We start from the raw sequence: 23,138 nt of genomic DNA, 5'->3' as shown, positions 1-23,138 counted from the left end.
CGCCGCCGGGCGCGCAACCCCGTCTCCTCGTCACCCCGTCGCGCCGCAGCGCAGGACTCGTACCAACGCCGCCCCGTACCAACGTCGTCCCGCGCCGCCAAGCCCGTACCACCCAGCACACGACCCAGCACGAACCCACCGCACGGCCGCCTCCCCAGCCATCGCTGACCAGCGGCGATGGCGCGCTGCGCACTGCGCGTCAGGGCCTGGGCGCGGCGAAGTCGCGGCAGGCCGGGCATTCCTGGATCACGGGGTGGGAGCACTCCAGGACGTGGTCGAGGAAGGCCGCGGTGCGTTCGAGTCGGGCGCGTTGCTCGTTGATCGCGTCGCGCTGTGCGGCGATGAGGTGCTTGCGGTCGTGTCGGCGGCCGTTGAGGAGTTGGGCGATGGTCCGCAGCGGCATGCCGGCCTGCTGGCACTTGACCGCGATCGACAGCGCGTCCAGCGCCTCCGCGTCGTAGCGCCGGGCGTCGGTCGCGGTGCGCGGCGGTGTGATGACGCCTTCGACCTCCCAGTGTCTGAGGAGGTGGGCGGAGACACCGAGGTGCTGGGCCGCCTCGCCGATTCGTAGGAGCCGTGTGTGCATGGCCCCATGATGGTTGACTTCGTGTCGACACGAACTTCTACCGTCCACCGCGTGCGAATCCACGAACTCAACTGCGGAACCCTGAACGTCCCCGGCGGCGCGGCCGTCTTCGGGGCGTCCCACTTCGTCTGCCGGTGCCTGTTGATCGAACTGCCCGACCGGCTCGTCGCCGTCGACACCGGGATCGGGCGCGGCGACATCGACTCGCCCGAGCTCCGGCTCGGCAAGGACTGGATCGAGCAGGTCGGCCCGGCCCTCGACCCCGCGGAGACGCTGTTCGCCCGCGTCAGCGCGTTGGGGCTCGACCCGCGGGACGTCTCCGACATCGTCCTGACCCACCACCACCGCGACCACGCGGGCGGTCTCTCCGACTTCCCCGCAGCCCGCGTCCACGCCACGAGCGCGTGCCGGTCGGCCGTCGTACGGGGCGAGGGGCACACCATGTACGCGCAGTGGGCGCACGGCGTGCGGTGGGCCCCGGCACCCACTCCGGCGTCCGCTTGGCGGGGGCGGGACTCCTGGACGCTCGACGGTCTCCCGGCGTCGATCCGGCTGGTCGCGCTGTCCGGCCACTCGCCGGGACACGCCGGTGTCCTCATCGAGGACGCCGGGGGCGGGGACGACGCAATGGGTTGGCAGAGCGCCGGGGGCCCGGAGAACCCAGCAGGTCGGGAGTACGCCAGGGGCCAGGAGAACCCGGCAGGTCGGGAGGGCACCGCGAACGGGGAGAGCGCCGGTGGCCGGGAGTTGCTGCACGTGGGCGACGCGATCTACCACCACGCGCAGCTCGGCTGCGCGGCACCGCCCGCGGTAGAGGCGTTCGCCGCCGCCGTGCAACACGACGCGACCGCCCGGCTCGCCACGGAACGGCTGCTGGCCGACCTGGCGGGCGAGGGGACGGTGCGCCTGCTCACCTCGCACGACCCGGCACCTGTCCAGCGGCCCGAGCCGACGCGTACGGCACGGCGTACGGATACGGCACGGCGTACGGAAACGGGCCACGGCGGGTAGCGGGGCACGGGGGAATGCCGGGTGGCAGCGGAGCCGTGGTCGGCAGCGGGGTTACGGCGGCGGGTCAGCGCCCGCGCACGGTGTCGGGCGGCGCGGGCACGGTCCCCGCGGTGCCCGACGAGGGCGTGTCGGACGCGTGCCCGTCCAGTGCGAGTTCCCCAGCGCCCTCGGGGTCGGCGCCGAGGAGGCGGTGCGCGATGCCGGGCAGGGCCGCGGCCAGGGCGGCGGGCCGTGGCGACCGGGTGACCAGCGAGATCGTCACCTGGCCCGGCACCGGTGACGGCAGGATGTGGTCCTGTGGGGTGCCCCACCAACGGGCCACGAGCAGCGGTACGAGGGCCGGTATCCGGCGGTGGCGGGCGATGTGCAGGGTGGCTTCGACCGTGGGACCGGGGCGCGGGACCGCCCCGAGGGCGGAGAGCTTGGCCCGGACCGTCTCGGTGGCCATGTCGAACGTGGAGCACAGCACCGTCTGGCCGGCCAGTGGCCGCCTCCCCCGCCGCGGTGGCCGCGCGCCCGGTGGCAGGAACAGGATCAGGGGCGAGTTCCCGACGAGCGTGCCCCGGAGCCCGCGGGGCAGGGTGGTCTGTTCCGCGATGGTGATGATCGCGGCGTCCAGGAGGCCGTCGTGGAGCTGCTGGACCAGCGCGGGACCGTGGTCGATCTCGGGGTGGACCGTGACGCCGGGCAACTCCGCGTCCAGGGCGGTGAACACGATCGGGGCGAGGGCCTGGATCGTGCCGACGACCAGCGCGGGCGCGTCGGTGGCCGCCAGCACCTGTTCGGGCAGCGCGGCGAGTTCGGCCAGCAGCCGGGCGGCCTGCCGGGCCAGCACCCGGCCGGCCGGGGTCGGCCGCGCCCCCGTCGTGTCCCGCTCGAACAATCGGGTCCCCAACCTGCGCTCCAGGGCCGCCAACCTGCGGGACGCGGACGGCTGGGTGGTGAGCAGTTCCTTGGCCGCCGCGCCGACCGAGCCGTGACGGGCAACGGCCTCGGTCAGCCGCAGGTCATCGACGCTCAGCCGGGGGGTCATGTCCGCAGTGTATGAGCGGGACCCGGCAACCACTCTCTACCTGCGGTGATGCGGCCCGACCAGGATCGAGCACATGAGGAGACCGCTACTGCTGTTGACGGTGATCACGTTCGTGACCTGGGTCGGGACCCGGATGACCGCGGTCGCCCTGCCACTGGTCGCGCTGGCCGAGACGGGTGGGGCCTGGGCGACCGGGCTGGTCGGCGGGGCGGCCGGGCTGCCCCTGGTGACGGTGGGCTGGTGGGGCCGGGGACTGCGGGACCGGCTGACCTCGGGCCGGGCCCTCGCGGTGGTGCTGGCCGGGCACGCGGTGGGGCTCGCCGTCGTACCGGTGGCAGCCCTGGCCGGCCGGATCGACGCGGCCACGCTGTGCGTCTCGGGGCTGGTGACCGGGGCGGCGGGCGCGCTCGTCGGCCCGGCGCAGCGGGCGCTGGTCGCCGACCTCGCCGACGGGTACGTGGCCGAGGGCGGCCTGGCGGGGCCGGCCCGCTGGTTGGCCTGGCAAGACCTGGCCCACCGGGTATCGATGATCTTCGCGCCGCCCCTCGGGGCCTGGCTCGTGGTGGCGTGGGGCGCGCGGCCCCTGCTGTGGTGCGAGAGCCTCGTGGTCGCGCTCGCGGCCGGGGCGATGCTCGCGGTGCCCGCGGCACGGCGGCCCGAACGGGCGGCGGCGGACGAGCCGGCCGCGGTGGTCTCCGTCCGGGCCGTGGCGCGCTCGCGCCCGCAGATCGCCGCGGGGGTCCTGATGGCCGGGGTCGGCGGGCTGTGCTGGTTCGGGTTCACGCTGGGCCTGGCCGTCCTCGGCGTCGAACACGGCCGGCCCCGGGCGCTGATCGCCGCCGGGATGAGCGGGTACGGGGCCGCGTCCGTGCTGGTGTCGCTGCTGGTCCCGCTGGTCATCGACCGCTTGCCGCGGATACCGCTGATGGTGTTCTCCTGGGCCGTGCTCGGGGCGGCGTTCGCGCTGCTTCCCGCGGTGGCGCCGGGCGTGGCGGGCATCTGCGCGCTGTCGGCGGTGGCCGGGGCGGCTGCCCCCTGGGGCATCGCGGCCCTGAACACCCTGATCAGCGAGGAGACCAGCGGGGCCGAACGCCGGGCGGCGTTCACGTTGGAGACGGTGCTGCACTCGGGCGGGTCCTCGCTCGGCCTGCTCGTCGGCGGCGCGCTCATCGGGTGGGTCGGGGTCGGCCCCGTCCTGGTGGCCACCGGTCTCGCGCAGGTACTGGCCGCCGTCGGCGGCGCGTTGTGGACCTGGCGGGCCGGTACCAAGGCCACCGGCCGGGGGCGGCCCCCTGCCACGGACCGGCCGGGAGTGGACTGCGCGGCCCACCGTTCCTGAGGCCGAGCGGGGACGCCGAGCGCGTACGGCGCACGGAGCGGCCCGCGCGTACGGCATACGGAGCGGCCCGCCGGCAAGGAGACGCCCCGCCATCAGGCTGAGGCCGGCGCGGCACCCCGCGGACTCCCACACCACGTCCGCCCTCCGGCAGCGTCCGGCAGTACGAGCCACCACACGCCTGCACGGCCCACCCCACCCACACGGCCACCGGTCAAGTGGAATTCGTAAGTCCGCTACCCTCGAACCTCTTCGACTACTGCGCGGATGTGATCACCGTTCGCGCGGTATTACTCGCGTTGATGACACAATGGGGTGTTATCGCCTTCAATGATGTACGTCTTCAGAAAGGCCAGGGAATGGCATTCGCCCTGCTCCGCCGCCGTCATCGCGCCACGGGGAGGGAGGCCACCCCCCTGCCGCCTGGCTCCGGGGCGTTGGAATGCTTGGTGCTCGACCCCGTACGGCTGCCGATGCACCGCGCCGAGGTCTCCGTACGCGACGCCGACGGCCGCGAGGTGGTTCGGGGGCAGACCGATCCGAACGGCCGCTTCGCCACCACCGTCCGCCCCGGTTCGTACGGCCTGGCGATCACCTCCGAGGGCTACCAGCCGGTGCGGCGGGACTGTGAGGCCGCCGACGGCGCGCACACCACCGTGGAGCCGGTCGCCATGGACCTCGCGCCGCAGCCCGCGCTCCCCGAGCCCGGCGTGTGGCGGATCGACCCCGACCACAGTGCGGTGCGCTTCGTGGCCCGGCACATCGGGTTGGCGGCGGTGCACGGCCGGTTCAACCAGTTCGAGGGGACCATGGTGATCGGCAAGACCATGGAGGAGTCCCGGGTGGAGGTGGCGATCAACACCGCGAGCATCGACACCAACGTCCGCCAGCGCGACGACCACCTGCGCTCCGCGGAGTTCCTTGACGTCGCCGCCTACCCCTACATGCACTTCGTCAGCGACCGGTTCGTCCACCGCGGCGGCTCGCGCTGGTCGATCCAGGGCGCCCTGAACCTGCACGGCGTCAGCCGCAGCATCGCCCTGGACACCCGCTACCTGGGGCTCGGCACCGGCATCGGCGGCGAGACCCGGGCCGCCTGTAGCGCGGTGGCGGAACTGCACCGCGAGGACTTCACCCTCGACTGGCGCACCATGCTCTCCCGGGGCATCGCCGTGGTCGGCGCGACCATCCGGGTCGAACTCGACATCCAGGCAGTCCCGCAGGACTGAGCAACCCCGCGAGCAGCCCTTCGTCGCGGTCAACGACCCCCGCAGCAGCGCCCGTTGACCGCGGCGGCCGGTGCCGGCCACCCCGGTGGATACCATGCTGACGATCATCCACAGGAGTCGCCGCGGCACCAGTCGGAGGAGGGCGCATGACCGTGACCGCCGTACCCGAAGGACCCCTGGTCATCGGGGTGGACAGTTCGACGCAGTCCACCAAGGCGCTCGCGGTCGACGCGGCGACCGGCACGGTGCTCGCCCGCGGCCGGGCGCCCCACGCCGTCAGTACGGGCCCGGCCAAGGAGAGCGATCCGCGCCAGTGGTGGACGGCGCTGTGCACGGCACTCGAACAGCTCGGTGACCACGCCCGCCAGGCCGCCGCGGTCTCCGTCTGCGCCCAGCAGCACGGCCTGGTGACACTGGACGCGACGGGCGAGCCGGTACGGCCGGCGCTGCTGTGGAACGACGTCCGCTCGGCTCCCCAACGCAACCTGCTCATCGAGGAGTTGGGCGGCCCCACGACGTGGGCGACGCGGCTGGGCAGCGTGCCGGCACCGTCCTTCACGGTCACCAAGTGGGCCTGGCTGCGGGAGCACGAGCCGGCCGCGGTCCGTGCGACGCGGGCGGTACGGCTGCCGCACGACTACCTGACCGAGCGGCTGACCGGCCGGGCCGTGACCGACCGCGGGGACGCGTCGGGCACCGGCTGGTGGGCCTCGGCGAGCCAGGGTTACGACGACGCGGTCCTCACCCATGTGGGGCTGGACGCCGCGCTGCTGCCGACGGTCCTCAAGCCGGGCGAGGCGGCCGGCACCGTACGCGCACTGCCCGACCTGCCGCTCTCCCCCGGGGTGCTGGGCGCGACCGGCACCGGCGCCAACATGGCGGCGGCGCTCGGCCTGGGGCTCGACAGGGCCCAGCCCGTCGTCAGCCTCGGCACGTCGGGCACCGTCTACGCCGTCTCCGCGCGCCGCCCCACCGATCCGACCGGGACCGTATCGGGCTTCGCCGATGCGCGCGCCGGCTGGCTGCCGCTGGCCTGCACGCTCAACTGCACGTTGGCCGTCGACCGGTTCGCGACGCTGCTCGGCCGGGACCGCGAGGCGGTGGAGCCGGGCGGTACCGTCAGCGTGCTGCCCTTCCTGGACGGCGAGCGCACCCCGAACCTGCCCGACGCCACCGGCCTGGTGCACGGCCTGCGTCACGATACGACCGCGGGTCAGGTGCTCCAGGGCGCCTACGACGGGGCGGTGTACGCCCTGCTCACGGCGTTGCAGACGGTGCTCGGCGCGGACGACGACCCGCAGACGCCGCTGCTGTTGATCGGCGGCGGCGCCCAGGGCACCGCCTGGCGCACCACCATCCAGCGGCTCAGCGGGCGGCCGGTGCGCGGGCCCCGCGCGCGGGACCTGGTCGCGCTCGGCGCCGCCGCGCAGGCGGCCGGCCTGCTGCTCGGCGAGGACCCGGGCGCGGTGGCCCGCCGCTGGTCGACGGCGGACGGACCCGCGTACCCGGCCGTACCGCGCGATGAGGCGGCGGTGGAGCGGATCGCGAGCACGCTCAGCGGGGCGGGCGCGCTCCTCGGACCGGGCTGAGCCGCCCGCGCTCGGGGCGGGCTGGTTCGACCGGGCTCGGGCGTGGGTGGGGCCCGGTGTTTGGAGCGGCTGGGCCGACGGGCTTCGGGTGGCTGGGCCCGCTGAAAGGGACACCCGCCCGGTGCGCGCCGCCCGGGCCCGATGCGCACGAGGCGTGCGGGCCCGGGCCCGATGCGTACCGGTCACGGGCCGCAGGAGGCCGGGCCCGACCGCCGTCACTAGCCGTACGGGCCCGCCGGGGCCGGCCACTGCCGCCACCCCGGCGGGCATCGTGGCAGGTCAGAGGTGGCGGTGCATGATGTGCAGGCCGACGTAGCCTTCGGTGGGGTGCTGGAAGCCCTCCGGCAGGGTGCCGATGATGTCGAAGCCGAGCGAGCGCCACAGGCCGACCGCCCGGGTGTTGGTCTCCACCACCGCGTTGAACTGCATCGCGCGGAAGCCGGCCGAGCGCGCCCAGTCCAAGGCGTACTCACCGAGCGCGCGCCCCACGCCGCGCCCCGCATACTGCGGATCGACCATGAAGCTGGCGCTGGCGATGTGGGCGGCGGGGCCCATGTGGTTGGGGTTCATCTTCGCGGTGCCCAGCACGGTGCCCTCGTCGTCCACGGCGACCACGGTGCGGCGGGGCGGCGCCATCATCCAGATCTCGCGTGCGAGGTCCTCGCCGAGGTCCCGGGGGAAGGTGTACGTCTCGCCTGCGGCGACGATCTCACGGAGGAACGGCCAGATGGCGGGCCAGTCGTCCGGGGTGGCAACGTTGATGTGCATGCCGGCCAGCCTTCCCGGTTCCGCCGGGTCGCGCCAGCCATTTTTCCCCGGCGACCGCTTCGGGGCGGGGCACCTGTGCTCCAGCCGCCGCCCCTGCTGACCGCGCCCGCAGAGCGCCGGGCGCCAGACCGGTGGACGGTTACCCATCGGCCGAGGGGCCGGCCGCCGCTCTGGCGCGGGACCGGTGGCCGCCGGCCCGGCCGGGTGACGCGCCGCGGCGGCCCCCTACGGCCCGGCCGGCCGCGCCCGGATCAGCGCTTGCTGCGCAGGAACGCCTCAAGCCCGGCCAGGTCATCCGTGTTGAGGTGGTCGACGCCCGCGGCGCGCAGTTCGCGCCACACGGCGGCGCGGGCCGGGCCCGGCAGGTCGGGGGTGGCCCAGAAGCGCACCCGCTGCCGCTGCGCGTGGGCGGTGCCCACGATCTGCCGCAGCCGGGCCCGCTCGACGGCCGGCATCTCCCCCACGCCCTGCCAGGTGAAGCTCTGCGACCAGTTGCTGCTGATCAGCGGGATGAAGGAGGCGGGCACCCCGGTGTCAAGGTCTTCGAGACGGCCGTCGTAGAAGGCGTGCCTGACCCGCTCGGCCTCCATCGCCGGCCGCGCCGCCCGGTCGCCGGAGATGACCGGGGTGACCGCGCCTTCGAAGACCCGGCCGCCGGCGGCGAAGCTGAGCATCGAGCGGTAGCGGTGCAGGTGCTGCGAGAGCACCCGGTACGTGGCGTCGCCCTGGTTCTTGATGTCGATGAGCAGTTGCAGCGAGAGCCGGTGGCCCCGGTAGACCCGCCCGCCGTTGGCCCGCACCCGGCGCAGCAGCGGGTCCAGGTACAGCCGCTCCAGGGTGCGCGTCGGGTCGAGGTCCACCTCGTCGTGCGCGACCAGGAGCTGACCGTCCACCAGCCAGATGTCGGCCTCGACACTGGAGAAGCCGTGCGCGAGCGCGTCGTACAGCGGGCGGGTGTGCTCGTAGTCGTTGTGGGCGTGGGCCTGGCGCAGCGGGGGCTTGCCCCAGCCGCCGGGGGGGCCGCCGCGCGCGTGCGCGTACGCGGGGGCGGCGACGCCGCCGGCCAGGGCTGCGCCGACGGTGACGACGAAGGCTCTGCGGGTGCTGTGGACCATGGGGGCCTCCTGGTTTTCGTCCCGGCGTGGGGCCGGGCGTGCACGACGGACGCCAGTGAGTATCGGGCCAGGCGCGGCCCCGGGGCAGGGACGCGCGGAGAGTTCCGCAGCTAGCCGTCGGCCATTTCCCTGACGTTCCGGGTGGTCACGGCGCGTCCCGGGGAAGCCTGTGGCAGCAATTCGGCGGCCGAGGCGAGAGGTGGAGGAGCCGTGGGCATGAGGGTGAGCGGTGCACGGGCGGCACTGGGTGTGGCGGTGGCCTGGCTGGCCCTGGTGGGCGGCGGCCTGGTGACGGCGCCGGCGGCGGACGCGGTCGACCGGGCGCCGCGGTTCACCGAGCGCACGGGCCTTGCGCCCGGGGTGGAGTACCGGGAGTTCTCGGTGCCCTCTTCGCACGGCACCGCCTACGGGCACCTGGTCACGATCGATCTGCGCACTCCCGGGCTCGGTCTTGACCTCGTCCATCCGGGGGCCGTCGGGGCGCGCGCTCCGCTGTCCCAACTGGCCGGCCGGCGGGGTGCGGTGGCCGCGGTCAACGGCGACTTCTTCAACATCACCGAGACCCAGCACCCGGGCGTGGAGGCGACCCGCGCCCCCGTCGGGCCGGCCATCGCGGCGGGGCACCGGCTCAAGGGCGCGGTCCCGCGGGCCCAGCGGTTCGGCCCCAAGCTGCCGACCGGCACCGAGACCGAGGACGTCATCGCGGTGGGCGCCGACCACACCGCACGCCTTGACCGGCTGCACCTGAGCGGCACGGTGCGCACCCCGCGGGGCACGCTGGCGCTGCGCGGGCTCAACCAGTACGCCCTGGCGGAGAACGGCATCGGCGCCTTCGACGCGGCATGGGGTCCGACCTCGCGGGTCCGCGCGACCTGTGGGTCCGACACCGACCGGGCGGCGCCGTGCAGTACGCAGACGTACGAGGTGACGGTGCGCAGAGGCCGGGTGAGCGCGGTGACGACGGCGCCGGGACGCGGGCAGGTGGCCGCCGACTCGGTGGTGTTGGTGGGGCGTGAGGCGGGCGCGACGGCGCTGCAAGCGCTCCGGGTGGGTGACCGGGTGACGGTCCGGCACCAGCTCGCGGCCTCCCGGCCAGGCCGGCTCACCTTCGCGGTCGGCGGCTTCCCCATCGCCCGTGACCGGCAGCCGTTGGCGGGGCTCGACACGGGCACCGCGGCGGTCCGCTCGGCCGCCGGGATCGGCGCCCACGGGCACCGTGTCTATCTGCTCTCGCTCGACGGCCGCCCGGAGTACCGCAGTGGGTTGTCCGTCGCGGAGTTGGCGGACCTCATGCTGAGGCTCGGCGCGGACGATGCGGTGAACCTCGACGGCGGCGGCTCGTCGACGCTGGTGACGCAGGAACCTGGCACGTCCGGGCCAACGGTGCGTAACAACCCGTCAGGTGGCGCGGAACGCCCCGTGCCCAACGGGATCGGAGTATTTACCGCGATTTAACTCATAGCTTTATGCCACTCGTTCGAGTGAATGCTGATCACAAAATCCACTGATACCTTCAGATCGTCGCGGGGGTGATCTTCCCGCATGTCCGTTTCGGGGTTAGGTGAACAATCGCATGACGACGTCAGTGGAATCGAGTTCGGCCGATACAGCGGGTCAGCAAGCGCAGTTGAGCCTCAGCACGAGCGCTGCTCGACAACTCGCCACGACGACCAAGACCGTTCCGCAGATGCAGGGAATCACCTCGCGGTGGTTGCTGCGCGTACTGCCGTGGATTCCGGTGTCGAGCGGCGCCTATCGGGTGAACCGCCGACTGAGCTACACCGTCGGTGACGGCCGGGTCACCTTCTCCAGCACGGGTTCCGAAGTCCGCGTCATTCCACCGGAGTTGCGGGAACTCCCGCTGCTGCGCGACGTCGCCGCCGACGCCGTTCTCACCGCCCTCGCAGACCGCTTCACCCAGCGGGACTTCACCCCGGGCGAGGTCCTGGTGGAGGCCGGGCAGCCGGCCGACCAGGTGGTGCTGGTCGCGCACGGCAAGCTCGCCAAGACCGGCACCGGCAAGTACGGGGACGAGACCGCGCTCGGCACGGTCGCCGACGGCGAGCACCTCGGTTCCGACGCACTGGTGGGCGACGAGCAGACCTGGTCGTTCACGCTCAAGGCGCTGACCAGCGGCACGGTTCTCACCCTGAGCCGCGCGGAGTTCCAGCAGGTGGCCGATGGTGACGCGGAGCTCAGCGCGCACATCGAGCGGTTTCTGAGCGAGGGTCAGCGTCCGCGCAACGCGCAGGGCGAGGCCGAGGTCTCGGTGTCTGCGGGGCATGTGGGTGAGCCGGTGCTCGACGGCACCTTCGTCGACTACGAGCTCTCGCCCCGCGAGTACGAACTGAGCGTCGCGCAGACCGTGCTCCGGGTCCACACCCGCGTCGCCGACCTCTACAACGAACCCATGAACCAGGTCGAAGAGCAGCTCCGACTCACCGTCGAAGCACTCCGCGAACGCCAAGAGCACGAGCTCGTCAACAACCGCGAATTCGGCCTCCTCCACAACGCGGACCTCAGCCAACGCATCCACACCCGCAGCGGCCCGCCCACCCCCGACGACCTCGACGAGCTCCTGGCCACGGTGTGGAAGGACCCGAGCGTCATCCTCGCCCACCCGCGGGCCATCGCCGCCATGGCACGGCAGTTCAATGCCCACGGCATCTACCCGCAGAGCATCGACTACAACGGTCACGCAGTGCCGGCCTGGCGCGGCGTGCCGGTGCTCCCCTGCAACAAGATTCCGGTCAGCGACGCGGGCACCACGTCGATTCTCGTGATGCGTACGGGTCAAGAAAACCAGGGCGTGGTCGGACTTCGGCCCACTGCGCTGCCCGACGAATTCCAGCCAGGACTTTCTGTCCGCTTTATGGGAATCAGCGAGCAAGCCATTATTTCGTACCTCGTCAGCGCCTATCACTCGGCCGCGGTACTCGTGCCCGACGCGCTCGGTGTCCTCGAAGACGTAGAAATCGGTCGCTGAGCCCGACGACCGCAACATTTCCAGCGGTCACCCAGCACATCGCAAGACTTTAAAGAAAGGTTGCAAGAACGATGACGACTTCCGCGGACCCCGGCGCGGTCGCAGGCGCACAGCAGCAGCTCAGCCTGGGCACGGCGGCTGCACGCAATCTGGCCACCACCACCAAGACCACCCCGCAGATGCAGGGCATCTCGACGCGGTGGCTGCTGCGGGTGCTGCCCTTCGTGCAGGTGCAGGCGGGCACCTACCGGGTCAACCGACGGCTGACGTACACGGTCGGCGACGGCCGGGTCGAGTTCATCTCGACCGGCGCCGAGGTCCGGGTGATCCCGCCGGAGCTGGGTGAGCTGCCCCTGCTGCGGGGCTTCTCGGACACCCCGGTGCTTGAGGCGCTGGCCGGGGCCTTCGAGCAGCAGGAGTACGACGCGGGGAGCGTGCTGGTCGAGGCGGGCCAGAGCGCGGACCGGATCGTGCTGATCGCGCACGGCAAGCTCAACAAGATCGGCACCGGCAAGTACGGCGACGAGACCGTGCTCGGCGTGCTCGCCGACGGCGACTACTTCGGTGAGCGCACGCCGCTGGAGCAGGACGGCGTGTGGGAGTACACGGTCAAGGCCGTCACCCGGTGCACCGTGCTGACGCTGCCCCGGCAGGCGTTCCAGACGGTGGCCGACCGCCACCCGTCGCTGACCGCGCACACCGAGGGCTTCGCGAACCAGCCCGACCTGCCCACCAATCGGCGGGGCGAGGCCGACATCGCGGTGTCCTCGGGACACGTGGGTGAGCCGGTGCTCGACGGCACCTTCGTCGACTACGAGCTCTCGCCCCGCGAGTACGAACTGAGCGTCGCGCAGACCGTGCTCCGGGTCCACACCCGCGTCGCCGACCTCTACAACGAACCCATGAACCAGGTCGAAGAGCAGCTCCGACTCACCGTCGAAGCACTCCGCGAACGCCAAGAGCACGAGCTCGTCAACAACCGCGAATTCGGCCTCCTCCACAACGCGGACCTCAGCCAACGCATCCACACCCGCAGCGGCCCGCCCACCCCCGACGACCTCGACGAACTCCTGGCCCGGCGCCGTAAGACGCAGTATCTGCTGGCGCACCCGCGCACGATCGCCGCGTTCGGCCGGGAGTGCAACAGCCGCGGGCTGTACCCGCAGGGCACCGAGGTGCTGGGCTCCACCGTGCGGGCCTGGCGCGGCGTGCCGTTGCTGCCCTGCAACAAGATTCCGATCAGCAGCACCGGCACCAGCTCGATCCTCGCCATGCGCACCGGCGAGGCGGACCAGGGTGTCGTCGGCCTGCACCAGACCGGCATCCCGGACGAGTACCAGCCCAGCCTCAATGTCCGTTTCATGGGCATCAACGAGCAGGCCGTCTCGTCGTACCTGGTCAGCGCCTACTACTCGGCGGCCGTGCTGGTTCCGGACGCGCTCGGTGTCCTGGAGGACGTGGAGATCGACCGCTGAGTCGGTCACCCCGTCCGTAGCCTCCGGTCGCAACGGCCGGCGGTTCACGGTGAGGTGTTGGTGGGGCCCGGGGCGACGCTCCGGGCCCCACTGTCATGCCCGTACGCGGCACTGGCGCCCTTGCAACCCTGCGCCCCGGGCGCCCCTTTGCAACCCTGCAACCCGAGGCTGTCAGCCCGTCAGCTCGGACCAGCTCACCGTGCGGTCGCACCAGCGGCTGAGCAGCGTACGGTCGTGGCCGACGGCGAGCAGTCCGGCGCCGCTCTCGCGCCGGTACTCCTCCACCACGTGCACCAGCGCGGCCGTCGTGGAGGCGTCCAGCATCGCGGTCATCTCGTCGCAGACCAGCCAGCGGGGGCGCAGGGCGAGTGCGCGGGCGAGGCAGGCGCGCTGCAACTGGCCGTCGCTGACCTCGTGCGGGCGGCGGGTGAGGAGGTCGGGGCCGAGGCCGACCCGGTGCGCCAGTGCCGCGGTGCGCTCGGCCGCCTCGTTGCCGAGGCCGGTGGCGCGCAGCGGCTCGGCGATCAGGTCGGTGAGCCGCAGCCGGGGATCGGCCGAGAGCCGCGGCTGTTGGAAGATCACCCCGTACGCGGTGCGTTGGGCGCGCGGGGCACGGTGCCGCCAGCCGCGGGCGACCTCGCCGTCCAGCACCACCTGGCCCGCGTCCGGCCGGTGCAACAGGGCCGCAACCCGCGCCAGCGTCGACTTGCCGCAGCCGCTGGGCCCGAGCAGGCCGACGGCCTCGCCGTCCGCCAGGGTCAGCGAGACGCCGCGGACGACCGGGGCGCGCCGTTCATAGCCGGCCGTGATGGTGCGCAGCTCAAGCATGGTGGGCCTCGTCGGGGTCCGGTTCGGTGGGCTGCGTGGGGCGCGCGGCGGGTTCGGCCGGCGGGGCGTGGTGGCAGGCCACGGCGTCCCGTAGCACCGGGAGAGTGGCGCACAGGTCGCTGGCGAGGTCGCAGCGGGGGGCGAAGGCGCAGCCGGCCGGCAGGTCGCCGAGTTCGGGCGGCATGCCGGGGATCGGGGTGAACGACCGCTCGGGCAGGGCGTCGAGCAGCCGGCGGGCGTAGGGGTGCCGGGGGCCCGGCGTGCCGAAGAAGTCGCGGGCGGCGGAGATCTCGACGATGCGGCCGGCGTACATCACCGCCACCCGGTCCGCGATGCGCTCGGCGGCGACCAGGTCATGCGTGATCATGAGCAGCGCACGGGCCGCGGGGACGGAGTGGTCCGTCGCGGTCCGCTCCGCGGTGGCCGTTGCGCCGGCCGACTCCCGCGCGGTGGGCCCGGGCGGGGCGGTCAGGGTGGGTGGGGCGTCTGCGGCGGGGCCGTCCACTGCATCGCGCCCGGTGAGGGAGGCAGGGGCCGTGGTCCCGTTCGTGCCGGGTGGGCCGGCGGCGATGTGGCGGCGCAGTTCGTCCACCGTGCGCTCCACCAGGTCGCGGTCCAGGCCAGTGGTCGGTTCGTCCGCGAGGAGCAGTGCGGCGTCTCCCACCAGGGCCAGGGCGGTCGCCGCGCGTTGGGCCAGGCCGCCGGAGAGCTGGTGCGGGTAGCGGTCCAGGTGGTCGGTGGGGAAGGCGACCCGGTCGGCCGCGGCCTCCGCCGCCGGGCGCAGCTTGGACCGGCGGGTCCCGGTGAGCGCCCGTACCGTCTCCTCCAACTGGGCCCGTACGGTTCGGACCGGGGTGAGGTGAGCGGACGGGCTCTGGGGCACGAGGCCCACCCGTCGGCCGCGGATGGTGCGGGACAGTTCGCGCTCGTCGGCCGCGATGAGGTCGACGGGCGGGGCGTCGGCCGTGCCGGCGAGGTGGGCGGTGCCGGCCGTCTCCGCGTTGCCCGGCAGCAGGCCGAGGAGCGCGGAGGCCAGCACGGACTTGCCGCAGCCGCTCTCGCCGACCAGAGCCAGGCACTCGCCGGGGTGCAGCGCGAAGGTGGCGTCGGACACGGCGGCCACGTACCCGCCGCCGCGCATCCGGAAGCGGACCGAGAGGCCGTCGACGGCGAGGACCGGGGAAGGCCGGTCGGGCCCTGTCACAGCGTCAGCTCCGATCGGCGGCGCGGGTTGATGCGGTCCCGCCAGACGCTGGCGAGGCCGGCGATGGCGAGGGTGGGAATGATGATCAGGAGGCCGGGGAAGAGGGTGGGCCACCAGTCGCCGGCGAGCAGCGAACTCCGTGCGCCCTGCACCATGGCGCCCAGGCTGGCCTTGTGGCTGGGCAGGCCGAGGCCGAGGAAGGAGAGCGCGGACTCGTGCCAGATGGCGTGCGGCACCATCAGCACGGCGGCGAGCCCGGCCTGCGGCAGCACCGCGGGCAGCAGGTGGCGCGCCGTGACCCGGAGCCGGGAGGCCCCGCCGGAGATGGCGGCCTCCACGTACGGGCGGGTGCGCAGCGAGAGGAGTTCGGCGCGGACGATGCGGGCGGTGGACAGCCAGTGGGTGAGGGCGACCGAGATCACCACGGGCCAGACGCCGGGCCGGAACATGGCCACGATGAAGATGCCGAGCAGCAGGTGCGGCACCGAGGAGAAGATGTCCACGAGTCGCATCACCACGCGGTCCGCCCAGCCGCCGACGGCCCCGGCGAGCGCGCCGACGGCGGTGCCGATGACGGTGGCCGCGAGCGCGGCGACGACGCCGACCAGGAGCGAGACGCGCAGCCCGTAGATGCAGCGCAGCAGCAGGTCACGGCCGACGTCATCGGTGCCGAAGGGGTGGTCGAGCGAGGGGGCGAGCAGTTTGTCCGGCAGGTTGACGGCCTGCTCGTCCAGCGGGAAGAAGAGCGGTACGAGCAGCACGGTGGCCACGATGAGCGCGACCAGGGCGGCGCTCAGGCGCAGCCGTAGGGCGTGGCTACCACGGCGCGCGCCGTGGGCGGAGGCGCGCCAGCGGGGGGTGCTCGCGGCCGGCGGTGGCTCGGTGGCGGGGCGGCCGGTCGTGGTGGGTGCGACCTTGGCGCGCGTAGCGGTCTTGGGGTGCGGTACGGCCTCGGCGTGCGGGGCGACCTTCGCGTGCGGTGCGGCGGCAGCTTCGGGGGCGGGCCTGGTCCTGGCCTCGGTCGCGGAGGTGGTGCCGGGCTCAGTGGCCCCGGACGTGGTGCTGGGTTCAGTGTCAGGCCCGGCCTGAGACCCGGTGTCGGGGCCGGTCTGAGACTCGGTGTCAGGCCCGGTCTTGGGCGCGTGGTCAGCCATCGAATCCCACCCGGGGGTCGGCGAGGCCGTACAGCAGGTCGGAGAGCAGGTTTCCGGCCAGTACGGCCAGGGTGGCCAGCACGGTGAGGGCGGCGAGCAGCGGGAAGTCGACGCTGGTGGCCGCCTCGACGGTGGCGGAGGCGATGCCGGGCCAACTGAAGACGGTCTCGATCAGCAGCGCCCCGGTGATCAGTTCGGGGACGCGGGAGCCGATGAGGGTGAGGACGGGCAGCACTCCCGAGCGCAGGGCGTGGCCGAAGAGGACGGTGCCTTCGCCGAGGCCGCGGGCGCGGGCGCCGCGCACCGGGTCCTCTTCGAGCGCGTCGCCGACGCCCTGGCGCACGTACAGCACGAACCAGGGCAACTGCGACACGGCGAGCACGGCCGCCGGCAGGATCAGGTGGTGGCCGACCTGGCCGGCGGTGGTGACCTCGCTGGCGGTGTCGGTGAGGCCGCCGGCGGGCAGCGCGTCGAGCTTGAGCGCGAAGAACCACACGGCCAGCAGGCCGAGCCAGAACGGCGGGGCCGCTTCCAGCGTGTAGCACAGGAAGGTGATCGCCCGGTCGTAGAGGCCGCCGCGGCGCCGGGCCGCGAGCACCCCGAGCACGGTGCCGCCGAGCACCGCGACGGCGAAGGCGACCGCGCACAGCAGGCTGGACCAGCCGATGCGTTCGGCGATGACCTGGGCCACCGGTTGGCGCAGCGAGGTGGAGTCGCCGAGGTCGCCGGTGAGGGCCGCGGTCAGCCAGTCCCACCAGCGGACGGCGAACGGGTCGTCGGCGCCGAGGTTGGCGCGCAGTTGGTCCAGTTTCTCCTGGGAGGCGGTGAGCCCCGCGGTGCCGGCGTACGCCTTGACCGGGTCGAAGGGGGAGGCCGCCGCGATGGCGAAGACGCCGAAGGTCACGCAGAGCAGGACGGGTACGGCGAACAACACCCGGCGCCCGACCAGCCGTGCCATCGGTAGCCAGGGCAGGCCCGGGCGCCGGGTTCGCGTCACTTCTTCGGCCGCCAGTCCTCGACGTTCCACCACGGGCCGGAGGCCAGGCCGTGGTCGTGCGGCTCGACCTGGGTGGTCAGCGGGGCCCATCGGTCGGCGACGACGTACAGGTGGTCGATGTGGGTGAGGAAGGTGTAGCCCGGGTCGTTGACCAGGGCCCGCTGGATGGTGTCGTACGCGGCCTTGCGCTGGGCCTTGTCGCCGCTGCGGCGGGCGTCGGACAGCGCCTTGTCTACGGTCGGGTTGGCGTAGGAGGCCATGTTGTTGAAGCCGTCGCCGGCGAGTGCGGAGTTGAGCAGCGTGTACTGGTCGAAGTCCGGGTCGGCCGGGCTGCCGCCGCCGGCCAGCACCGCGTCCTGCTTCATCCGCGGCTCGATGACCTCCCAGGTGCCGGACTGGACCTTGATCTCGATGCCGGCCTTCTTGGCGTCGGAGGCGTAGGCGAGGGCGTGGTCCTGGCGCAGCTTGTCGCCGGTGAGGTACCAGAGGGTGAAGGAGGCGCGCTTGCCGTCCTTGGTGCGGATGCCGCCGCTGCCGCGCTTCCAGCCCGCCTCGTCCAGGATGCGTTCGGCGCCGGCCAGGTCGTGGCGGCGCTCGGTGCCCTTGGTGAACCACTCGCTGTCGGTGGGCACCGGGCCGTAGGCCGCGCGGCCCGCGCCGTCCAGGATGCCGTCGACCATGGCCTTGCGGTCCACGGCGATGTCGAGGGCGCGGCGCACCGCACGGTCGCCGGTGACCGGGTTGCCGGTGGGCAGCGTCACGTTGCGGTAGTCGTAGGTGGTGGCGGTGAGGGTGTGCAGGCCCTTGTCGCTCTTGAAGGTGGCGGCCAGGTTGGGCGGCAGGATGGCGCCGTCGAGGTCGCCGGAGCGCAGCCGGGTGGCGCGCACGTCGTCGTCCTTGATGATGGCCATCGTGAACTTCTTGATCTTCGGCTCGCCGCCCCAGTAGGTGGGGTTCGCCTTGAAGATGAGCTTCTCGCCCTTGCTCCAGCGGCTGAGCAGGTACGGGCCGGTGCCGATCGGCTTGGTGGTGAAGGCGCCGGTGTTCACGTCCTGCTTACCGGCGATGTGCTGGGGCGCGATGGGCAGTACGGTCCGCTCGGCGAACGGCGCGTAGGGGTACTTGAGGCGGAAGACGACCGTCTTCTCGTCCTTCTTCTCGATGCTCTTGATCGCGTCGAGTTCGGTCTTGGACGCGTTGTTGGTCTTCTTGTCCAGGATGGTGCGGTAGGTGAAGACCACGTCGTCGGCGGTGAACGGCTCGCCGTCGCTGAAGCGCACGCCGTCGCGCAGCGTGTACGTGTAGTTCAGGCCGTCGCCCGAGACCTCTGGCAGCTTGGCCGCGAGGGCCGGCTTGAGCTGCATCTTCGCGTCGTGCGTGAGCAGCCCGTCGAAGATCTTGGAGTTGCCGTCCTTGCCGTAGCCGAGGAGCGGGCTCAGCGTGTCGGGCTCATAGGCGATGCCGACGACGGCCGCGTCCTTGGGTCCGTCGCTCTTGCCGCCGTCCGGGTTGGAGCACGCTGCCGCGCCCACCGTCAGGACACCCGCCGTCACGGCGGCGGTCAGGGTCCGTGTCGTCCGCGCCGTCATGCCCCACCTCTGTTGAAGATCAACCGTTACTGCGAAACGGTCGCAATTAAACAACATGCGGAACGGGACGCCCAGAGGGGGTTCCCAGCCAACGCCGTGGCGATCACGGAAGGCGGCAGAACGGTCAGCCGACCCGCCGCCGGATGGGCCGGCCACATCGGCCGTCGGCCGCGCCCCAGCAGGAAGCGGCTGGTCACGGGTGCTCGTACGGTACGGCTCGGGGGCGGCACCGGTGTGTCGGCGGGCGTACGCAGGGGCCCCGCGCGCCGGGTGGGGGCGCGGGGCCCAGCGGTGCCTTTCGGTCAGGTCGCCGGCGGGGCCGGCAGGTCGATGAGGGCGGCCAGGGCCTCCTGGTGGCGCCCCGGGGTGCCGAGGGCGATTTCATCGCTCTTGGCTCGTTTGAGGTACAGGTGGGCGGGGTGTTCCCAGGTCATGCCGATGCCGCCGTGGAGCTGGACGCAGGTGTGGGCGGCGTGCACGGCCACCCGCGCGCCGTGCGCCTGGGCGACGGCCACCGCGATCGGTGCGTCCGCGGCGCCGGTGGCCAGCGCGTCCGCGGCGGCGCGGGCCGCCGCCCTGGCCGATACGAGGTCGAGCCAGAGCCCGGCCATCCGGTGCTTGAGCGCCTGGAAGGAACCGACCGGGCGGCCGAACTGGTGCCGCTCCCCCGTGTGGCGGACCGTCTCGGCCAGGCACCATTCGGCCAGCCCGAGCTGTTCCGAGGCGAGCAGGCCAGCCCCCGTCCGTAGGCCGGCCTCGATCGCCGCGTCGGCGGTGCCCGGTCCCGCGATGCGGCGGGCGGGTGTGCCGTCGAAGCGGATGCGGGCCAGCGGGCGGGTGAGGTCGAGCGGGGTGATGGGGTCGCGGCGCAGCCGGTCGGCCGCTTGGCCTGCGGTCTCCACCGCGTACAGCTCGGTGCCACCCGGGCCGTGCGCCGGCACCAGCAGCACGTCGGCGGCGAGCGCGTCGGCGACGCTGCTGACCTCGCCGGTCAGGGTGGCGTCGGCGGCGGCCCGTACCGAGGGCGCCTGCCCTGCGCCCGGCGCCCGGGAGAGGGGCACGGCCAGGACCGCGATGCGCTCGCCGGCGGCGAGGGCGGCGAGCAGGGTGGCGGCTTCGGTGGCTGGGGCGGCCTCCTCTGATGCGGTCAGTTCGGCGGGTGCAGTTGGTGCAGTGGGTGCAGTGGGTTTGACGGGTGCGGCGGGTGCGGCCGGTGCCGGGACGGCAGGCGTGGCGAGGGTGTCAGCCGGCGCGGCGGCGGGGTCGTGGGCGGGTGGCGCAGCGGTGGGGGCCACCCGGTCGCCCGGCTCGGGTGTGGTGCCGCGGCCGTCGGTGGCGCCGCCCCGGACCGTCGTGGTCACGGCTTCAACGCAGGTCAGCAGGGTTTGGGTGGCGATGACCGCACTGGTGAGGTACGGCACGGGGGCGACCGCGCGCCCGAGTTCCTCCAGGACCACGGCGGCCTCGCGCGGGCCGGCGCCCTGTCCGCCGTACGCCTCGGGGACCAGCAGCCCCGCGGCGCCGATGTCGACGGCGAGCGTGCGCCACAGGTCGACGTCGTGGGTGCGGTCCGTGGCGATGTGGTCGAGCACGGCCGACGCGGGGCAGCGGTCGGCGAGCAGTGCGCGCACGGCGGCCCGCAGGTCCTCCTCCTGCTCGCGGTAGAGCAGGTCGGGCACGGCCGCGGCGCCGGGGCCCGGGGCGGCTGGCGTGGTGGAGGTGGCCGGCACGGCGGGGGTGACGGGCACGGCTGGTCCGGCGGGAGCGATCGGGGCGGCAGGCTCGGTGGGCGTCGTAGGCGCGGCTGACTCGGCAGGCGTGGGCGTCGTAGGCACGGCTGACCCGACAGGCGCGGGTGATCCGGCGGGAGCGGCCGGTCCGGGTGTGCGGGGCGCGTTCGACCCTGGCGCGTTCGGGGCTCGGCTGGTCATCGCGGCAGGTCCTTCCAGGCGGCGTCCTTGTCGGTGCGCGGTTCGGGCGGCAGGCCGAGGACGCGCTCGGCGATGATGTTGAGCAGCACCTCGGACGTGCCGCCCTCGATGGAGTTGCCCTTGGCCCGCAGGTAGCGGTAGCCGGCCTCGCGGCCGGTGAAGTCGACGAGTTCGGGGCGGCGCATGCTCCAGTCGTCGTAGGCCAGTCCGGCTTCGCCGAGCAGTTCCACCTCCAGGCCGCTGATCTCCTGGTTCAGCCGGGCGAAGGCGAGCTTCATCGCCGAACCCTCGGGGCCGGGTTGGCCGACGGCCAGTTGCTGCCCGAGCCGTTCGCCGGCGTACCGCGCGGCCTCGGCCTCCACCCACAGTCGCAGCAGCCGCTGGTGCAACTCGTGGGTGCGCAGCTTCGGGTGGTCGCGCCAGGTGCGGGCGAGTACGCCGATCATGCCGTGCTCGCGGGGCAGGCTGCCGCCGCCGATCGCCACCCGCTCGTTCATCAGCGTGGTCTGTGCCACCCGCCACCCCTCCCCCACGGGCCCGATGCGGTGGCTGTCGGGGATGCGCACGCCGGTCAGGAACACCTCGTTGAACTCGGCCTCCCCGGTCATCTGGCGCAGCGGTCGCACCTCGACGCCCGGGTCGGTCATGTCGCAGATGAAGTAGCTGATGCCGCGGTGCTTGGGCACGTCGGGGTCGGTACGGGCGAGGAGGATGGCCCAGCGCGCGAGGTGGGCGCTTGAGGTCCACACCTTCTGCCCGTCCACCAGCCAGGTACCGGCCGCGGCGCCGCCCCGACCGTCACCGCCGGCACGGCTCCCGCCTTCGGCGCCGTCACCGTCACCGTCACCGTCACCCACAGCGGCACCATCACCAGCAGCGGCACCGGCACCGGCACCGGCACCAACAGCGGGCTCGTAGACCGCCCGAGTCGCGAGGGCGGCGAGGTCGGAGCCGGCGCCGGGTTCGCTGAAGAGTTGGCACCACACCTCCTCGCCGGTCCACAACGGGCGCAGCAGCCGGCGCTGCTGCTCCTCGGTGCCGTAGCGGAGGATGGTGGGCGCTGCCATGCCGAGGCCGATGCCGATGCGCCGCGGGTCGTTGTCGGGCGCGCCGGCCGCGGCGAGCCGGTCGTTCACCAGCGTCTGGAGCGCACGCGGCGCGCCGAGCCCACCGAGCCCGACCGGGTAGTGCACCCAGGCGAGGCCGGCATCGAACTGGGCCCGCAGGAAGTCGAGCCGCGCGGTCGCCGCCGGGTCGTGCGCGGCGAGCAACTCATCGACTCTGTCGCCGAGTTGGCCGGCTTCCACCGGTTCGTCGGCGACGCCGCCCGCATCGGGCGGGGCGTCCGTGGCGAGCGCGCCGGGCGCGGTGCGATCCACGCTCATCGATCCTCCTCCAGGCCGGGGACGCCCACGATACGGCCGGCCGCACCGGCATCAGCGCGCGCCGTCCCCGCTGATCGGCCCTGGGTTACGGGTCGTTGAGCGGCCCGCGGTTCAGGTCGCCGTAGGCCACGTACGGATCGACGGACGGCCCCAACCAGCGGACGGATTACGCACGGGGCGGGGTGGCGAGGGAGCGGTGGTACCGGGTGTAGGTCGCGAAGACCTCGGCGACCTCGAAGCCGATGCGGGTCAACACGGCGCTGCTCTCGTCGTTTCCGTGGGTCACGCCGGCGAACACGTCGGTGGCACCGAGTACGGCCGCTCCATGGGCGATCAACGCGCGACCGGCCGTCGTGGCGTAGCCGTGCCCGGTCGCGCCGTGGTCGAGCCAGTACCCCAAGCCGTACTTGGGCGGATCGACCGCCACGAGGTCGATCCGGCCGATGAGCACGCCGCCGGCGAAGATGCCGCACCGCAGCGACGGGCGGGGGTCGTTGCGGAGTTCGGCGTGTGCCGCCGCCTGGTCCGCTGCGGCCAGTTCCTGATAGTCGCCGTGTCGGGTGAGGTGCTCGCGATTGCGGTCCACGAGTGCGTAGTACGCGTCGACGTGCTCGGCAGTGAGCCCGTGCAGGGTCAATCCGGCCATGTCGGTGGCGAGTTCGGGGATGGCGTACGCGTCGTGCTGGCTACCGACCATGCCGGCTGACCCTACGGCGGGGGCCGGCCCGCCGCCAGCACGTTTCGGCGGCGTGGAGCGGTTCGCCGCCGCATGGTCGGGCCGGTCGTCGGTGCGCGCGCCGCCACCGGGCCCGGGTAACACGGACGCCGTGCCCGGCTGCGGCCCGCGGCCCCCGCGGGTCGGGCCGCCGGCCTCTGCGGGTCGCTGGCTCTTTTACCCATCTGCCGCGGCCGCCGAGACTCC

At 73.4% G+C, this 23,138-nt stretch carries 19 protein-coding genes; 7 read left to right on the top strand and 12 right to left on the bottom strand.

Annotated features, from left to right (window positions below; translation table 11 throughout):
* Window positions 1-199: 199 nt before the first annotated feature.
* Entirely contained in the window at window positions 200-586 is a 387-nt protein-coding gene (locus AAHZ94_RS35795) for a MerR family transcriptional regulator (protein ID WP_349997785.1), read from the bottom strand.
* A 51-nt stretch (window positions 587-637) separates the two neighbouring features.
* On the opposite strand from AAHZ94_RS35795, the gene AAHZ94_RS35790 reads away from it, so the two are divergent.
* Window positions 638-1,597, top strand: coding sequence for an MBL fold metallo-hydrolase (locus AAHZ94_RS35790; RefSeq protein WP_349997784.1), 960 nt, complete (start codon window positions 638-640; stop codon window positions 1,595-1,597).
* Window positions 1,598-1,661: 64 nt separating this feature from the next.
* Here the strand turns inward: AAHZ94_RS35790 and AAHZ94_RS35785 are convergent, their stop codons facing one another.
* Window positions 1,662-2,630: a LysR family transcriptional regulator gene (locus AAHZ94_RS35785; RefSeq protein ID WP_349997783.1), complete on the bottom strand. Its 969-nt coding sequence runs from the start codon at window positions 2,628-2,630 to the stop codon at window positions 1,662-1,664.
* Window positions 2,631-2,703: 73 nt separating this feature from the next.
* Between AAHZ94_RS35785 and AAHZ94_RS35780 the strand changes: the two genes are divergently transcribed.
* From AAHZ94_RS35780 to xylB, 3 genes are all read left to right on the top strand, one after another.
* The gene (locus tag AAHZ94_RS35780) at window positions 2,704-3,969 is read left to right on the top strand and encodes an MFS transporter (protein WP_349997782.1); all 1,266 of its coding nucleotides are present in this window, start codon (window positions 2,704-2,706) and stop codon (window positions 3,967-3,969) included.
* 356 nt (window positions 3,970-4,325) lie between these two features.
* Complete coding sequence (locus tag AAHZ94_RS35775) at window positions 4,326-5,195, top strand: YceI family protein (protein WP_502964890.1); 870 nt, start codon at window positions 4,326-4,328, stop codon at window positions 5,193-5,195.
* 146 nt (window positions 5,196-5,341) lie between these two features.
* Window positions 5,342-6,784 (top strand): xylulokinase, encoded by a 1,443-nt coding sequence (xylB, locus tag AAHZ94_RS35770; protein WP_349997780.1) that lies wholly within the window; start codon window positions 5,342-5,344, stop codon window positions 6,782-6,784.
* A gap of 279 nt (window positions 6,785-7,063) precedes the next feature.
* Here the strand turns inward: xylB and AAHZ94_RS35765 are convergent, their stop codons facing one another.
* The gene (locus AAHZ94_RS35765) at window positions 7,064-7,552 is read right to left on the bottom strand and encodes a GNAT family N-acetyltransferase (RefSeq protein ID WP_349997779.1); all 489 of its coding nucleotides are present in this window, start codon (window positions 7,550-7,552) and stop codon (window positions 7,064-7,066) included.
* A 251-nt stretch (window positions 7,553-7,803) separates the two neighbouring features.
* A complete protein-coding gene (locus AAHZ94_RS35760) occupies window positions 7,804-8,667 on the bottom strand; it encodes a phosphatidylinositol-specific phospholipase C/glycerophosphodiester phosphodiesterase family protein (protein WP_349997778.1) in 864 nt (287 codons plus the stop codon).
* A 216-nt stretch (window positions 8,668-8,883) separates the two neighbouring features.
* Here AAHZ94_RS35760 and AAHZ94_RS35755 point away from each other — a divergent pair, with 216 nt between their 5' ends.
* The 3 genes from AAHZ94_RS35755 to AAHZ94_RS35745 all read left to right on the top strand — a co-directional run bounded on the left by AAHZ94_RS35755 (window position 8,884) and on the right by AAHZ94_RS35745 (window position 13,128).
* Window positions 8,884-10,122 carry a phosphodiester glycosidase family protein gene (locus AAHZ94_RS35755; protein ID WP_349997777.1) on the top strand — a complete coding sequence of 413 codons (1,239 nt, stop codon included), beginning with the start codon at window positions 8,884-8,886 and terminating at the stop codon, window positions 10,120-10,122.
* 118 nt (window positions 10,123-10,240) lie between these two features.
* Window positions 10,241-11,653 carry a family 2B encapsulin nanocompartment shell protein gene (locus tag AAHZ94_RS35750; protein ID WP_349997776.1) on the top strand — a complete coding sequence of 471 codons (1,413 nt, stop codon included), beginning with the start codon at window positions 10,241-10,243 and terminating at the stop codon, window positions 11,651-11,653.
* Window positions 11,654-11,724: 71 nt separating this feature from the next.
* The gene (locus AAHZ94_RS35745; RefSeq protein WP_349997775.1) at window positions 11,725-13,128 is read left to right on the top strand and encodes a family 2B encapsulin nanocompartment shell protein; all 1,404 of its coding nucleotides are present in this window, start codon (window positions 11,725-11,727) and stop codon (window positions 13,126-13,128) included.
* Window positions 13,129-13,299: 171 nt separating this feature from the next.
* On the opposite strand, the gene AAHZ94_RS35740 is transcribed toward AAHZ94_RS35745, so the two are convergent.
* The 8 genes from AAHZ94_RS35740 to AAHZ94_RS35705 form a co-directional block, all read right to left on the bottom strand.
* A complete protein-coding gene (locus AAHZ94_RS35740; protein WP_349997774.1) occupies window positions 13,300-13,956 on the bottom strand; it encodes an ABC transporter ATP-binding protein in 657 nt (218 codons plus the stop codon).
* Entirely contained in the window at window positions 13,949-15,097 is a 1,149-nt protein-coding gene (locus tag AAHZ94_RS35735) for an ABC transporter ATP-binding protein (RefSeq protein ID WP_349997786.1), read from the bottom strand. Before AAHZ94_RS35735 ends, AAHZ94_RS35740 begins: the two co-directional genes overlap by 8 nt.
* A gap of 59 nt (window positions 15,098-15,156) precedes the next feature.
* Window positions 15,157-16,314 (bottom strand): ABC transporter permease subunit, encoded by a 1,158-nt coding sequence (locus tag AAHZ94_RS35730; protein ID WP_349997773.1) that lies wholly within the window; start codon window positions 16,312-16,314, stop codon window positions 15,157-15,159.
* Complete coding sequence (locus AAHZ94_RS35725) at window positions 16,307-17,272, bottom strand: ABC transporter permease (protein ID WP_349997772.1); 966 nt, start codon at window positions 17,270-17,272, stop codon at window positions 16,307-16,309. The genes AAHZ94_RS35730 and AAHZ94_RS35725 overlap by 8 nt, the downstream gene beginning before the upstream one ends.
* A gap of 35 nt (window positions 17,273-17,307) precedes the next feature.
* Window positions 17,308-18,900, bottom strand: a complete 1,593-nt coding sequence (locus AAHZ94_RS35720) for an ABC transporter substrate-binding protein (protein ID WP_349997771.1) — start codon at window positions 18,898-18,900, stop codon at window positions 17,308-17,310.
* A gap of 302 nt (window positions 18,901-19,202) precedes the next feature.
* Entirely contained in the window at window positions 19,203-20,648 is a 1,446-nt protein-coding gene (locus AAHZ94_RS35715; RefSeq protein ID WP_349997770.1) for an acyl-CoA dehydrogenase family protein, read from the bottom strand.
* Window positions 20,649-20,827: 179 nt separating this feature from the next.
* Window positions 20,828-22,216: an acyl-CoA dehydrogenase family protein gene (locus AAHZ94_RS35710; protein ID WP_349997769.1), complete on the bottom strand. Its 1,389-nt coding sequence runs from the start codon at window positions 22,214-22,216 to the stop codon at window positions 20,828-20,830.
* Window positions 22,217-22,382: 166 nt separating this feature from the next.
* Window positions 22,383-22,913, bottom strand: a complete 531-nt coding sequence (locus AAHZ94_RS35705) for a GNAT family N-acetyltransferase (protein WP_349997768.1) — start codon at window positions 22,911-22,913, stop codon at window positions 22,383-22,385.
* Window positions 22,914-23,138 lie beyond the last annotated feature (225 nt).

Origin of the sequence: Streptomyces sp. HSW2009 (assembly GCF_040240285.1) — a bacterium.
Classification (GTDB): Bacteria; Actinomycetota; Actinomycetes; order Streptomycetales; family Streptomycetaceae; genus Streptomyces.
Note: the sequence above shows the minus strand (reverse complement) of the source record. Positions and strands in the feature narration are given on the sequence as shown.